Genomic DNA, 13,612 nt, shown 5'->3' on the forward strand with positions numbered 1-13,612 from the left:
CATGCAGCTCAACGGCGCCGGCCTGACCTGCGCCCAGGTGCACGAAGCCGCCCACGGCCGGGCCCGGGTCACGATCGGTCCCCTCGATCGGGCCCGGGCCTCGTGGGCCACCGCCCAGGGGCTGACCGGCCCGGTCTACGGCCGCAGCACGGGCGTGGGCGCCAACCGGGACGTCCGGCTCGACTCCCCCGGCCTCGACCTGCTGCGCAGCCACGCCTGCGGAGCGGGCCCCCTGGTGGCCGACGAACGCGCGCGGGCCATGCTCGTCGTACGGCTCAACCAGCTCATGGCGGGCGGCTCGGGCATCGACCCGGCCGTGCTGCCCGTCCTGGCCGAGGCGGTCGCGGGCGGGTTCACGCCGCCGGTCCGCACGTACGGCGCGATCGGCACCGGCGACCTGACCGCGCTCGCCACCACGGCCCTGTGCCTGCTGGGCGAGGTGCCCTGGCGGCGGGCGGGCGAGGAGACGGCCGGGCCGCGCTTCGCGCTCGACTCCGGCGACGCGCTGCCCTTCATCAGCTCGGGCGCGGCCACGCTCGCCGACGCCGCGCTGGCCTGCCACCGGCTGGGCGCTCTGCTGGCGGCCGCCGTCGACGTGGCCGCCCTGTCCTTCACCGCTGTGGACGCCTCCGCCGAGCCGCTGGCCGCCGCCGTCCAGGAGGCCAGGCCGCATCCGGGCCAGTCGCGCGTGGCCGGACGCCTGCGCGGACTGCTCACCCACGAGCTGGCCACCCGCGTCCAGGACCCGTACGGCTACCGCGCCTTCGCGCAGGTGCACGGCGCGGCCGTGGACGCGTTGGAGCGTGCCACCGCCACCGTCGAGACCGACCTGAACGCCGCCACCGAGAACCCGCTCATCACCGGCACCCTGGCCTGGCACAACGGCAACTTCCACTCGGCCCCGGTGGCCCTGGCCCTCGACGCGCTGCGCGCCGCGCTGGCCCAGACCGCCCAGCTCAGCACCGCCCGCCTGGCCACCCTCATGAACCCCGCCTACACCGGGCAGCTGCCGTTCCTGGCCGACCGGCCGGGCGCCTCCGGGCTGATGATCCTGGAGTACGTGGCCCAGGACGCCCTGGCCGAGCTGCGCCACCTCGCGGCGCCCGTGACGACCGGGACCGCGGTGATCTCGCTGGGCACCGAGGACCACGCCGGTTTCGCCACCCAGGCCGCCCGCCACGCGCTGCGCTGCCTCGAACCGCTGGAGATCGTGCTGGCCTGCGAGCGCGTCGCCGCCGTGCGGGCCCGCAAGGGGGCACAGCCCGACGGGCAGCTCACCGACGAGCTGGACGAGGCGCGGGCGGCGCTTGCGCGACCGAGCCGCGCTCCCTGAGCGTCGGCTCCTGAACCACCCGGCGGCGGCGGGTGCCGCCGTCGGCCGCGGCCGCGATGAGCCGCACCGCGGCCCTGACGATGCCGTCGATGTCCCAGTCGACGGTGGTCAGGCCGGGGGTGAGCAGCCCCGACATGGGGTGGTCGTCGTAGCCCATGACCGACACGTCGCCCGGGATGGACAGGCCCAGCTCCTTGGCCGCGGCGTAGACGCCGTAGGCGATGGAGTCGGCGAAGCAGAAGACCGCGCCCGGCCTGGACGTGGAGAGGATCTCGTGGGCCGCCGAGGTGGCCGCCGCCAGGTCGTGGGGGGCCGTGACGACCTGGATGTCGAGCCCCAGCCGGTCGGCCTCGGCCAGGACGTGCACGTCGGCCGGACGGTCGGGGGTGCTGGCCTGGGTGGGCGTGAGCACGGCCACCCGGCGGTGACCGAGGCCGGCCAGGTGTTCCAGGGCCAGCGTGACGCCCCGGCGGTTGTCGAAGACGACCTCGCCCGCCGTGCCCGCCAGTGAGTCGCCGATCGCGACGACCGGCAGCGACTCGCACAGCTCGGCCCAGAACGGCGCGGCCGGGTCGACCGGCTGCACGATCATGCCGTCGACGCGCTGGTCGCGGAGCTGCTGGGCGAGCGCGCGCTCGCGGTCGGGGTCGCCGACCGCGTCGAGGATCAGGGCGTAGCGGTCCTTCTCCCGCAGGCCCCTGCTGATGCCGACCGCCAGCGACTGCTGCCACAGGTCTTCGAGCGAGCCGCAGAGCAGGCCGATCATGCCCGTGCGGCCGCTGGCCAGGGCCCTGGCGATGGGGTCGGCCTCGTAGCCGAGCTCGGCGGCGGCGGCGCGCACGCGCTCCATCGTCTCCTCCGAGACCTGCATGCCACGCAGCGCATAGGAGACGGCCGCCGGAGACAGGCCGGTCGCGCGGGCCACTTCCCGAATCGTCGCTCTCTTCCGCGGCATCCCGCCAGCCTATTGCCTGCCACCGACAGAAGCCGGACTCCCGCACGGGCTCGCCGGTTTCTTCTCGGCCCGTCCTCGACGTGCGAACCGTTGACAAACAGGACAGTGAAGCGGTTCACTGAACCGTATCACTGAAACGGTTCACCTGCTTGATTTCGCAGTACACTTCGTTTACCTGTAATCTCAGTAGGAAATAGAGGGAGGTGTGATCGTGAGCATCGACGTGCACCAGCACCTGTGGACGGGTTCGTTCGTCGCCGCGCTGCGCGCTCGCACCGTCCCGCCCCGGCTCGACGGCTGGACGCTGCTGCTCGACGGCGAGCCGCCGTACGAGGTGAACCCGGCCGACCACGAGCACCGCGACACGACCGGGCTCGACCTGGCGCTGGTGTCGATGTCGAGCCCGCTGGGCGTGGAGTTCCTGCCGCCGGAGGAGGCGTGGCCGCTGATCGACGCCTACCACGAGGGCGCGCTCGGGCTGGGCGAGCCGTTCGGGGTGTGGGCGGCGACCTGTCACAGCGAGCCCGATCCGGAGCGGCTGGCCAAGGACCTCGACCGGGGGCTGGCCGGGCTGCAGATCCCGGCCACCGCCGTACCGGACGACCGGCTGCTCGACGTGCTCACCGAGCGGGACCTGCCGCTGTTCGTGCATCCCGGGCCGGCCGCCGTGCCGCCGCCGCCGGGGACGCCGCCGTGGTGGCCGGCGCTGGTGCCGTACGTGCAGCAGATGCACGCGGCCTGGCACCACTTCCACGCCGTGGTCCGGCCCCGGCACCCTCGGCTGCGGGTGTGCTTCGCGCTGCTGGCCGGGCTGGCGCCGCTGCACTCCGAACGGCTCATCGCCCGTGGCGGCACCGGGCGCGGCCTGGTCGATCCCGGTTTCTACGTGGAGACGTCGTCGTACGGGCCGCGTGCCATCGACGCGATCGTCCGCGAGCTGGGCGTGGACGTCGTCGTCAACGGCTCCGACGCCCCGTACGCCACCGCCCCCGACCCCGGCCTCGGCACCGCCGCCCGCCACGCCATCCAGTCCACCAACCCCCGCCGCCTCCTGGGCCTCCCCCAACCATGACCCCGCGACCAAGCAGGCCATTGGACGCGCGAGGGAGTGCCGGCGCCTGGAGGAGCGGCGGGAGCGAAGCGACCAGAGCGGGGGAAGGCGCCGGCATATGGCGACCGAGCCCGCCTCACGCAGTGAGGCAATTAGATCCGCGAGGGAGTGCCGGCGCCTGGAGGAGCGGCGGGAGCGAAGCGACCAGAGCGGGGGAAGGCGCCGGCATATGGCGACCGAGCCCGCCTCACGCAGTGAGGCAATTAGATCCGCGAGGGAGTGCCGGCGCCTGGAGGAGCGGCGGGAGCGAAGCGACCAGAGCGGGGGAAGGCGCCGGCGTATGGCGACCGAGCCGCCTCACGGAGTGAGGCAATTAGATACAGAAAGGAGACTCGTACGTGAGTGACATCCAGATCCAGGGCGGGGGCGTGTGTGCCGGGCTGCCGGAGCGGACGCTCGACCGGCGTGAGCTGCGCGACCTGGTCGACGAGCTGGCCGCCAACCCGCAGGAGTGGCGTGACATGGTCGACTTCCCGGCCGACGGCGGACGGCACTACGCCTCCCTGTACCGGGACGCCTATGTGGACGTCTGGGTGCTGTGCTGGCGTCCTGAGGACGACACGGGCTGGCACGACCACGACATCTCCTCGGGCGCGGTGCACGTCGTGCAGGGGGCGTTGCAGGAGTGCAACCCGCGCATCGGCGGCGAGCACCTGGAGACCGTGGTGCCGGCCGGACAGTCGTTCTCGTTCGGGCCCGACCACATCCACCGGCTCGGCGGCGCGGAGGGCGAGAGCGTCTCGATCCACGCGTACTCGCCGCCGTTGTGGCGGCTCGGCCAGTACTCCATCGACGACAGCGGCGTCATGCGCCGGGTGTCGGTGAGCTACGCCGACGAGTTGCGTCCTATGGACGAGCCGGTCGCTGTGGCCTGAGCACGCAGCAGCTCCCGCACGCCTCGACGTCGGGCAGGGTGATCCACAGGCAGCACGTCCTGCGGAAGTAGCCGTCGTCGGCGGGCTCGACCAGCCCGTCGACCGGGCTGCCGAGCTCGGCGAGCAGGGCCATGTAGTCGCCCTTGACGATGCTGGTCAGCGGGTGGGCGAACGCCTCGGCGGTCGAGCCCCACAAGGTGCGCTCGCCGACCTTGGCGAGCGCGCTGATGGCCTTGACCAGCGGCTGCTGCGCCTCGGCCAGCGATTCGCGGATGGGTTCGACGCCGGTGCCCCAGCTCACGCGGCTGGCGGCGATCGTCACGCCGGCGTCGGAGACCTTGAAGTAGGTGTCGGCCAGCCGCATGACGGGGATGCGGCCGTCGAGGGCCCAGCCGAGCGCCATGGGCAGGCTGTGCCAGTAGCCGAAGGTCTTCCAGAACAGCGCCGCGCCGACGTGCCGCGGCGCGTTCCAGCGTGCTGCCGTCTGCGCGACCAGGCCCTCCAGCAGCGTGTACGGCTCCCGCGCCAGGTCGGCGGCGGCCGTCCAGCTCTCGTCGGGGTCGATGACGAGCCCTGGCTCGACCCCGATGACACCGCCCCGGCCGTCGGCCAGACGCTGGAGAGCCTCGGTCAGCACGCTGCGGATCCCTTCTACAGGTTAGCCTTACCTAAGGTAGCAGGGCGTCCGGCGAACCATCCAGCCACCAGCTGGGCCCCCAGAACCCCCAGGCCGACCGTCAGCGGAACGGTCCAGCCGCCCGACACCTCCCGCAGGTAGCCGAACAGCAGTGGGCCCAGCGCGGCCACGACGTACCCCACCGACTGGGCGACGGCCGACAGCGCCGTCACGCCGGCCGGATCGGCCGGGCGCAGGGCGATGATCAGCAGCGCCAGCGCGAACGAGGCCCCCTGGCCGATGCCGAGCACGATCATCCACACCCACGGCACGGTGGCCGGGGCCAGCAGCACGCCGAGGTAGCCGAGCACGGTCAGCACGCCGGCGCCCACCACGTACGGCACCTGCGAGGCCCGGCGGCCGGCCAGCACCGGCACCGCGAGCGAGGTCGCGACCTGGACCAGGTTCGTCAGGCTGAGCAGGTAGCCGGCCTGGTCGGCGGGCAGGCCGGCGTCGAGGAAGATGGTCGGCAGCCAGGCCAGCATGACGTAGAAGGTGAGCGACTGCAGGCCCATGAGGGCGGTCACGTACCAGGTGACGCGGCTGCGCAGGACGGCGCCGAACGGTCGCGGGCCGCCCTGCTCGGCGGGGCCGCCGCGGACCGCCTGCGGCAGCCAGAGCAGGGCCGCGAGCACGGCGGGCACGGCGAGCAGCGCCGAGACGCCGCGCCAGTCGAAGCCGGTGGCCCGCTCCAGCGGGATCACCAGGGCCGAGGCCCCGGCCGCGCCGGCCACCACGGCCGCGACGTAGACGCCGGTGAGCAGGTTGACGCGGTCGGGGAAGTGCTGCTTGACGATGCCGGGCATGGAGACGTTCATGACGGCGATGGCGGTCGCGGCCAGCGCCGAGCCCAGGTAGAGCATGGGCACGCCGTCGAGCCCGCGCAGGCACTCGCCCGCCGCGACCACGAGCAGGCCGGCCAGCAGCGTCCTGTCCAGGCCGATGCGCCGGGCGAGCAGCGGGGCCACCGGGCCGAACACGCCCAGGCAGACCACCATGACGGTGGTGATCGCGCCGCCGCCGGACGGCGACAGCCCCAGGTCCTTCATGATCTCGTCGAGGAGCGGTGACAGGCCCGCGATGGCGGGCCTCAGGTTGAGCGCGGCCAGCACGAACCCGGCCACCAGCAAGGCGTGTCGCAACGGCATAGGGCACCTACTCTGGCACAGACGTCTGACAACGTTGTCCGCCCGGGTCCGGTAGGACATGATCCATGCGTGAGACCGACGATGAAGGACGTCGCGGCGGCGGCGGGCGTGGCGCTCAAGACCGTCTCGCGCGTGGTCAACGGCGAGCCCGGCGTCCATCCGGCCACCGCCGAGCGGGTGCGGGCGGCCATCGACCGGCTGGGCTACAGCCGCAACGAGAGCGCCCGGGTCCTGCGCACGGGCATGACCGCCACCATCGGGCTGGTCATCGAGGACGTCGCCGACCCCTTCTACGCCGGTCTCAGCCGAGCCGTCGAGGACGTCGTCATCGACCACGGCTGCCTGCTGCTCAGCGGGTCCTCGGGCGAGCAGCCGGGCCGGGAGCGCGAGCTGGTCGAGACGTTCTGCGCGCGCCGGGTGGACGGGCTGATCGTCGTCCCGGCCGGCGACGACCACGCCTACCTGCGGGGCGAGCTGGAGGCCGGCACGCCCGTGGTGTTCGCCGACCGGCCGCCCGAGCCGGGGATCGAGGTGGACACCGTGCTCGCCGACAACGCGGGCGGGGCCGAACAGGCCGTCCGGCACCTGCTCACGCACGGGCACCACAGGATCGCCTTCCTGGGCGACGATCCGGCGATCTACACCGCGGCGCGGCGGCTGGCGGGCTACCGGCGGGCGCTCGGCGGGCTGTTCGACCCGCGGCTGGTGGCGATGCGCCCGCCGTCGCTCGACGACGTACGGGCCGACCTGCGGCGCATGCTCGCCCTGGACGCGCCGCCGACCGCGGTGTTCACCGGGAACGGGCGGCTCACGGTGACCGCGCTGCGGGCGCTGGAGGGACGGCGGCTCGCGCTGGTGGGGTTCGACGACTTCGAGCTGGCCGATCTGCTGCGACCGGGGGTGAGCGTGGTGGCCCAGGATCCGGCGTGGATGGGCCGGGTGGCCGCCGAGCTGCTGTTCCGCCGCCTGCGCGGTGACGGCGGCCCGCCGGAGCACGTCGAGCTGCCGGTGCGCCTCATCCCGCGGGGCTCCGGCGAGCTTCCGCCGACGTGACCGCCCCGGGCGCCGCGACCGTGCCGGAGGAACCGACCGTGCCGGAGGAACCGGAAGAAGCGGAATAAGCGGTGGAACCGTCGGCGCCGGAGGGCGTGGAAGGGCGCAGGGGCCCGATCAGGGCCAGGGCGACCAGAACACCGGCCGCGCCCGCCGCGACGATCGCGACCCCCGGCCCGATCGCCTCACCCAGCGCGCCGACCACCGCCGCCCCCGCCGCCTGCCCCGTCATCAGCCCCGCCGACTGCAGCCCGAACGCCTGCCCGCGCCCCTCCTCGGGCACCGCGTCCACGAACCGCCGCTGCAACCCGAGCTGGTAGGAGAGCCCCGCGGCCGCGCACGCGGCCAGCACCGCGGCCCATCCCACGCCCGGTCCGAGCGCGAACCCCAGCCACGGCACCCCGAGCAGCACGGCGAGCGGCGCCGACAACCGCTCCCGCAGCGGCGGCGCGGCGAACCTGCCCACGGTGAACTCCCCCACCGCCATCCCGGCCGCCGCCGCGGCGAGCACCACGCCCGCCCGCCCCTCACCGCCCAGGTACGGCACGATCATCGCCTCCGCCCCGGCCAGGCACATCGTCGGCAGCCATCCGGCCAGCAGCAGCCCGCGCACCCGCCGATCGGCCAGCAGCGACCGGTTCACCCGCAACGTCTGCCGCACGGCCCCCGTCCCGCCGTTCCCGGCGGCGGCGCGGGCGGGCCGGTCGGGCAGGCCGAAGCGCAGGACCACCGCGCCGGCCGCCGACAGCGCGGCGGTGGCGGCCAGCGCGCCGGGCGCCCCGGCGAAGGCCAGGAACGCGCCTCCGGCCGCGAGCCCGCCGACCTGGGAGGCCGCCGAGGCGACCCCGAGCACCGACCGGCCGAGCACGAACGCGTCCCCGGGCAGGACGTCCGGCAGCGCCGCCGACCTGGCCGCGCCGAACACCGGCGAGAACAGCCCGCTGACCAGCACCAGCGCCAGCATGCCCCACACCGGCAGCCCGGCGTAGGCGAGCAGCAGGCACACCGCCGCCCTGACCAGCTCGCCGGTCACCATCAGCGCGCGGGGCCGCACCCGGTCGGCCAGCGACAGCAGGAACATCCCGCCCACGATGTACGGCAGCCACCCCGCCATGTACGCCGCCGCCGACAACCCCGGCGAGCCCGTCCGCGCGTACACCAGCACGGACAGGGCCAGCATCTTGATCGAGTCCCCGGTGACCAGCAGCGCGAAGCTGCCGAACAGCACCCGGAACTCCTTGACCGCGAACACGTCGCCGTACGTCGCCGCTCTCACACCCCCGATGCTGCGGAACCGGCGCCCGGCCCGGCCATGGTTTCGGATATAACCGAAAGATGGCGCTGAAGATCCAGGTGACCCCGCAGGACCTGGTGGCCAGCAGGTTCGCGATCTCGCCGCTGATCGAGACCATGCACGCCCACTGGACGCTCGACGGCAGGAACGAGCCCGGCGTGCACCGCCGGTGGGTGGAGCGCTGGCGCGGCCCGTACCTCGACCTGGTGCGACGGCATCCGGCGCTGCGCGCGCTGGCGGCGATCAGCGGCAACAAGGGCGACGCGAACGTCGACTTCATCGCCCCGCCGCCGGCCGGGATGAGCGTGCCGTTCGAGACCGAGCTGGCCTCGATGCGCAGGACCCCGGTCCACCAGGCGCACAAGGAGATCGCCGGGGTGCTGGCGGGGCTGCCGCCGGTGCCGGGGCCGGTCCGGGACCTGCTGTTCTCGCCGCGGGTGGTGGAGGTGCTGGCCGACGCGTACGAGGCGCTGTGGCGGGAGATCATCTCGGTCGGCTGGCCACGACTCCACACGATCCTCGAACGCGACGTGATCCAGCGGGCCGGACGCCTGGCCGCCTACGGCTGGGCCGCCGCGCTCGACGACCTGAGCGACCAGGTGCGCTGGCGTCCGGACGGGCACATCGAGGTGCGCCTGCACGCCCGCCACGGCCTGCACGTGCTGGGCGGCGGCGGCCTGCTGTTCGTGCCGACCGCCTTCGCCGGCTCGGTCGGCGTGTACCTGGAGGCGGCCTGGCCCAACGCGCTGGTCTACCCGGCCCGCGGCACCGGCGCCGGGGTCGGCGTGCCGGACGGCGACCTGGCGCTGCTGATCGGCCGCACCAGGGCGCGCCTGCTCACCGAGCTGGCCGTGCCGGCGACGACCACCCACCTGGCCGCCCTGCTCGGCCAGAGCCTCGGCGCGACCGGCGGGCACCTGGCCGTCCTGCGCAGGACGGGCCTGGTCGTGGGCACCCGCACCGGCCGTTCCGTCCTGTATGCCCGTACGCCGCTGGGCGACGCGCTGGTCACCCGCTCACCGGCGTAGCGGGCCGTGCGGCGTCAGCCCTTCAGCGCGCCCGCCATCAGGCCGCGCATGAAGAACCGGCCGAGCAGCACGTAGATCAGCATCGTCGGGATCGAGGCCAGGACGGCCGCGGCCATCTGCTGGCTGTAGGGGGTGGCCTGGGCCCCGGCGATGTTGTTGAGCATGACGGTGGTCGGCCAGCTCTGCGGCCCGGTGATGAAGACGGCGAACAGGAAGTCGTTCCACAGGGAGGTGAACTGCCAGATGATCACCACCGCGATCGCGGGCCACGACACCGGCAGCACGACCGACCAGTACGCGCGCAGCATGCCGGCGCCGTCCACCCGCGAGGCCTCGATCAGCTCGTCGGGGATGGTGACGTAGTAGTTGCGGAAGATCAGCGTGCAGATGGGGATGCCGTACACGACGTGCGCGAGCACCAGGCCCGGGATGCCGCCGTAGAAGACGCCCTGCAGCCCGGTCTGCTCGTTCAGCCAGACCATGAGCTTGACCAGCGGGATCATCACGCCCTGGTAGGGGATGAACATGCCGAACAGGAACAGCGTGAACAGCACGTCCGCGCCGGGGAAGCGCCATTTGGACAGCACGTAGCCGTTCATCGACCCGAACGCGCACGACAGCAGCGAGCCCGGGACGGCCAGCAGCACGCTGTTCCACAGGCCGGGGGCCAGCTTCTCCCAGGCCACCCGCCACGCCTCGGTGGTCCACGTCCTGGGCAGGTTCCACGCCTGGCCGGGGTCGGCCTCGGTGAGCGGCTTGAAGCTGGTGGCCAGCAGCACGTAGATCGGGACGAGGACGACGACCACCAGGGCGAGCAGCAGGCAGAACCGCACGATCCCGAACCCGGTCCTGCGCCGGGCGGCGACGGCCGTCATGGCCTGCGCTCCCTGCGCACCGACCAGATCAGGTACGGGATCACGAAGACCGCCACGCTGAGCACGATGTACGAGGCGATCGTGGCCCCCTTCGCCGGGTCGTGCGAGTCGTAGACCGCCACCCACATGAACACCGCGGGCACGTCGGTGATGATCTGCTTGCCGGACACCGCCACGATGAGGTCGAAGACCTTGAGCGAGATGTGTCCCAGGATGATCAGCGCCGACAGGGTGACCGGCCTGAGCATGGGCAGCACCACGTGCCGGTAGACGCCCCACTCGCCGGCGCCGTCCACCCGCGCGGCCTCGCGCAGCTCCTCGGGGACGCCGCGGAAGCCCGCCAGGAACAACGCCATGACATATCCGGACATCTGCCAGATCGCTGGGAGCGCCATCGCGGCCATCCCCCAGTCCGGATCCCTGAACCACTGCCACTGCGGCAGCCCGATCGCGTCGAACAGCCGGTTCAGGCCGACCGCCCGCTCGCCCGTCCCGGAGTTCATCAGCCACCGCCACACGATGCCGGTCGCGACGAACGACACGGCCATCGGGAACAGGTAGATCGCCCGGAACGTGCCCTCCCCCCAGATCCCCTTCTCCATGAGGAACGCCAGGAACCAGCCCAGCACCAGCGCCCCCGCCACGAACACGATCGTGAACACGATCGCGTGGTCGACCGACAGGCGCCAGCGCGCCTGGTCCCAGATGTCGACGAAGTTCTTCAGCCCCACGAACGTGCCCTCGGACACCTCATCGTGCTGGTCCGTCATGGCCAGGCGGAAGTTCCAGCCCAGCATGCCGTACACGAACACGCCGATCGCCACGATCGACGGCGCGACGAGGAGGAGTCCGGGCAGCCAGGTGCGTGCCCGCCTCACAACCGTTTCCCTTCGCGCGGGTACGGCGGGAGCGCCCCGCCGTACCCGCCTGCGTCACTGAGCGTTGGCCTTGGCCGCGTCGGCCAGGCCCTGCTGCAGGCCCTTGACGTCCTTGCTGCCGATGAACAGCCCGACCGCCTCGTTGATCGAGGCCAGCCACGGCTGGCTCACCGAGACGCCGTGCTGGATGGAACCGGCCAGCTTGTTCCCCGACCAGTCCTTCAGCGCGTCGGCCAGGTAGTCGGTGTAGAGCGACTGGTCGGCGTCCTTGCGGGCGGGGATGGAGCCCTTCTTGGGGTTGAAGGCGTCCTGGCCCTCCTTGCTCGCCGCGACCTTCAGCCAGGCGACGGCCCCGTCCCGGTTCTTGGCGCCCTTGGGCAGCGTGAAGCTGTCCGACAGCCACAGGTAGGTGCCCGCGGTGCCGGGCGCGGGCGCCCAGTCGAAGTCCGACTTGGACGTCTTGCCGAGGCCGCCCTCCGGCGGGTTGTGGAAGTAGCCGTAGGCCCAGTCGCCCATGATGTTGAACGCCGCCTCGCCGTCGGCCACCTGCTTGGCGGCGGGCTGCCAGTCGTCCTGCGGATCGCCCGCGTACGACATGATCTTGGCGTAGTTCTCCAGCGCCTTCGTCATCTGCGGGCCGCTCCAGTCGGCGCCCGGCTTGAACAGCGCGTTGTAGGCGTCGGTGCCGAGCGAGCCGAGCAGCACGTTCTCCAGCAGGTGGGTGGCCGTCCACTCCGAGCCGACCGAGATCGGGATCTTGCCCTTGGCCTTGACCTTCTCCAGGTCGGCGATGAACTCCTCGATCGTCTTGGGCGCGGCCGCGATGCCGGCGTCCTTGAGCACCTTGGGGTTGAACCACAGGACGTTGGACCGGTGGATGTTGACCGGCACCGAGTAGATCTTGCCCTCGACGCTGATCTGCTCGACGAGCTGGGCGGGGAAGACGTCCTTCAGCTTCAGCTCGTCGTACAGGAACGTCAGGTCCTCCAGGTTGCCCGCCTTGATGTAGCCCTGCAATTCGGCGCCGGCGTGGCCCTGGAAGGTGTCGGGCGGCGTCCCGGCCTGCAACTTCGACTGCAACAGCGCCTTGGCCTTGTCACCCGAGCCGCCCGCCACGGCGGCGTCGAAGAACGTGTAGTTGGGGTTCTTGTCCTCGAATATCTTCTTCATCGCCGCGAGGCCGTCGGCCTCACCGGGTCCCGTCCACCAGGAGAAGACCTCCACCTGCTGCTTGCCGCCGCTCGACGAGCCCGGCTCGGAAGTCTGGCCGCCGCCGCTGCCTCCGCCGCAGCCCGCCAGGCCCAGGACGCCCGCCATCGTGATCGAGACGGCCGCTAACCACCGTCGCATCGCACACCATTCCCTTCGCGATCCCCCCGAAAGTTGGTGACCTTTGACAACGTTGTCAACAACGGCTATCAACCCACTTCGCGCGCGCCGACGTCAAGGGCGGAGCAGGTAACAGGTCCGCATACTCAGCCCACGCGCCGCAGCGTGCCGGCGGGCCCGGTGAGCACGGTGACGCCCGCGTCGTAGCCGGATCCGGGCAGGTCGCCGCGGGCCGCGGCCACGACGAGCGCGCCCTTGGACACGGCCAGGCCGACCAGGGCGGGCAGGTCGGCGCCGGCGCCGGGCGGCCACGTGCACAGCACGACGTCGGACTCCGTCAGGCCGACGGGCACGTCGAGCTCGGCCATCCTGGCCAGCAGGTCGGCGTGGGTGAGCCGGGCGCCGCCGGGGAGCGCCAGCGCGTCCTGGCGCTCGGCGTCGAGGGCGGGCAGCGCGGTGGGCTCCAGCACGAGCAGGCCGCGGAAGTCGATCGTGTCGAGCGCCGGGCCGAGCGAGACCACCTGGCGCACCCGGGAGCCGTCGGCCGCCGCGATCGCCGTCTCCGCCAGGTCGGGGGTGGTGATCAGCATGCGGGCGTCGCACTCGCGCAGCAGCGCCGCCACCTCCTCGGCGCCGAGCCCCGGGCCGATCGGCGCGGCCACCCCGCCGGCCGCCAGCACGGTGTGCACGGCCACGGTCTGGGTGCCGGTCGTGGAGACGTGCACCCCCACCACCTGGTCGCGGCGCGCTCCCCTGCGCACCAGCCCGGACGCCGCCCTGGTCACCTCGGTCACCAGGCTGCGGTAGCCGTAGACGTGGCCGCCGCGCAGATCGATGAGCGCCGGCCGCTCGCCCCGCTCGTAGGCCCGGCGGAACACCTCGTGGATCACGGTGCCGGAGGACGAGGCGGACGGCGTCATGCCCGTCAACGTACGGTCGCCCGCGCGCCGGCCGCATCCACCGATGTATGTAGAGCGGTGTGCATTTCCGCAGCCCAGGGCCGAGGTGGGCGGGCCCGAGCCCTGCGCGACTCGAGCCCGCTGTCACGCGCCCTGGA

General features: G+C 72.8%; 13 protein-coding genes. 5 read left to right on the forward strand and 8 right to left on the reverse strand.

Annotation, left to right across the window (positions count from 1 at the left end):
* The first annotated feature begins 1 nt into the window (after position 1).
* Positions 2-1,333: an aromatic amino acid lyase gene (locus tag AB0J71_RS03980; protein ID WP_364412587.1), complete on the forward strand. Its 1,332-nt coding sequence runs from the start codon at positions 2-4 to the stop codon at positions 1,331-1,333.
* Here AB0J71_RS03980 and AB0J71_RS03985 read toward each other — a convergent pair.
* Positions 1,275-2,258, reverse strand: coding sequence for a LacI family DNA-binding transcriptional regulator (locus AB0J71_RS03985; RefSeq protein WP_352319462.1), 984 nt, complete (start codon positions 2,256-2,258; stop codon positions 1,275-1,277). The genes AB0J71_RS03980 and AB0J71_RS03985 overlap by 59 nt on opposite strands.
* A 241-nt stretch (positions 2,259-2,499) precedes the next feature.
* On the opposite strand from AB0J71_RS03985, the gene AB0J71_RS03990 reads away from it, so the two are divergent.
* Complete coding sequence (locus AB0J71_RS03990) at positions 2,500-3,360, forward strand: amidohydrolase (protein ID WP_352319460.1); 861 nt, start codon at positions 2,500-2,502, stop codon at positions 3,358-3,360.
* 377 nt (positions 3,361-3,737) lie between these two features.
* Positions 3,738-4,274, forward strand: a complete 537-nt coding sequence (locus AB0J71_RS03995) for a cysteine dioxygenase family protein (RefSeq protein WP_352323951.1) — start codon at positions 3,738-3,740, stop codon at positions 4,272-4,274.
* Here the strand turns inward: AB0J71_RS03995 and AB0J71_RS04000 are convergent.
* Both AB0J71_RS04000 and AB0J71_RS04005 read right to left on the reverse strand, forming a co-directional pair.
* Positions 4,246-4,911, reverse strand: a complete 666-nt coding sequence (locus tag AB0J71_RS04000) for a hypothetical protein (RefSeq protein ID WP_352323952.1) — start codon at positions 4,909-4,911, stop codon at positions 4,246-4,248. The two genes, AB0J71_RS03995 and AB0J71_RS04000, sit on opposite strands and share 29 nt — an antisense overlap.
* Before the next feature lie 14 nt (positions 4,912-4,925).
* Complete coding sequence (locus tag AB0J71_RS04005; protein ID WP_364412590.1) at positions 4,926-6,098, reverse strand: MFS transporter; 1,173 nt, start codon at positions 6,096-6,098, stop codon at positions 4,926-4,928.
* Positions 6,099-6,179: 81 nt separating this feature from the next.
* Between AB0J71_RS04005 and AB0J71_RS04010 the strand changes: the two genes are divergently transcribed.
* Positions 6,180-7,151, forward strand: coding sequence for a LacI family DNA-binding transcriptional regulator (locus tag AB0J71_RS04010; protein WP_352323975.1), 972 nt, complete (start codon positions 6,180-6,182; stop codon positions 7,149-7,151).
* Here the strand turns inward: AB0J71_RS04010 and AB0J71_RS04015 are convergent.
* Entirely contained in the window at positions 7,114-8,427 is a 1,314-nt protein-coding gene (locus tag AB0J71_RS04015) for an MFS transporter (protein WP_364412593.1), read from the reverse strand. The two genes, AB0J71_RS04010 and AB0J71_RS04015, sit on opposite strands and share 38 nt — an antisense overlap.
* Positions 8,428-8,486: 59 nt before the next feature.
* Here AB0J71_RS04015 and AB0J71_RS04020 point away from each other — a divergent pair, with 59 nt between their 5' ends.
* On the forward strand, positions 8,487-9,473 hold the full coding sequence (locus AB0J71_RS04020; protein WP_364412595.1) for a winged helix-turn-helix domain-containing protein: 987 nt from the start codon (positions 8,487-8,489) through the stop codon (positions 9,471-9,473).
* 14 nt (positions 9,474-9,487) lie between these two features.
* On the opposite strand, the gene AB0J71_RS04025 is transcribed toward AB0J71_RS04020, so the two are convergent.
* The 4 genes from AB0J71_RS04025 to AB0J71_RS04040 form a co-directional block, all read right to left on the reverse strand.
* Complete coding sequence (locus tag AB0J71_RS04025) at positions 9,488-10,348, reverse strand: carbohydrate ABC transporter permease (protein ID WP_352323956.1); 861 nt, start codon at positions 10,346-10,348, stop codon at positions 9,488-9,490.
* Positions 10,345-11,226, reverse strand: a complete 882-nt coding sequence (locus tag AB0J71_RS04030; protein WP_352323958.1) for a sugar ABC transporter permease — start codon at positions 11,224-11,226, stop codon at positions 10,345-10,347. The genes AB0J71_RS04025 and AB0J71_RS04030 overlap by 4 nt, the downstream gene beginning before the upstream one ends.
* 54 nt (positions 11,227-11,280) lie before the next feature.
* The gene (locus AB0J71_RS04035) at positions 11,281-12,576 is read right to left on the reverse strand and encodes an ABC transporter substrate-binding protein (RefSeq protein ID WP_352323960.1); all 1,296 of its coding nucleotides are present in this window, start codon (positions 12,574-12,576) and stop codon (positions 11,281-11,283) included.
* A gap of 125 nt (positions 12,577-12,701) precedes the next feature.
* A complete protein-coding gene (locus tag AB0J71_RS04040) occupies positions 12,702-13,475 on the reverse strand; it encodes an AMP-binding protein (RefSeq protein ID WP_352323961.1) in 774 nt (257 codons plus the stop codon).
* Between the last annotated feature and the right edge of the window lie 137 nt (positions 13,476-13,612).

It is taken from the genome of Nonomuraea sp. NPDC049637, assembly GCF_040675235.1.
Lineage (GTDB): Bacteria > Actinomycetota > Actinomycetes > Streptosporangiales > Streptosporangiaceae > Nonomuraea.

What these genes read in the sequence shown, in the direction of transcription:
- AB0J71_RS03980 (WP_364412587.1), top strand. Translation starts at nt 2, where the DNA reads ATGCAGCTCAACGGCGCCGGCCTGACCTGCGCCCAGGTGCACGAAGCC.
- AB0J71_RS04005 (WP_364412590.1), bottom strand. Translation starts at nt 6,098, where the DNA reads ATGCCGTTGCGACACGCCTTGCTGGTGGCCGGGTTCGTGCTGGCCGCG.
- AB0J71_RS04010 (WP_352323975.1), top strand. Translation starts at nt 6,180, where the DNA reads ATGAAGGACGTCGCGGCGGCGGCGGGCGTGGCGCTCAAGACCGTCTCG.
- AB0J71_RS04020 (WP_364412595.1), top strand. Translation starts at nt 8,487, where the DNA reads ATGGCGCTGAAGATCCAGGTGACCCCGCAGGACCTGGTGGCCAGCAGG.
- AB0J71_RS04025 (WP_352323956.1), bottom strand. Translation starts at nt 10,348, where the DNA reads ATGACGGCCGTCGCCGCCCGGCGCAGGACCGGGTTCGGGATCGTGCGG.
- AB0J71_RS04035 (WP_352323960.1), bottom strand. Translation starts at nt 12,576, where the DNA reads ATGCGACGGTGGTTAGCGGCCGTCTCGATCACGATGGCGGGCGTCCTG.
- AB0J71_RS04040 (WP_352323961.1), bottom strand. Translation starts at nt 13,475, where the DNA reads ATGACGCCGTCCGCCTCGTCCTCCGGCACCGTGATCCACGAGGTGTTC.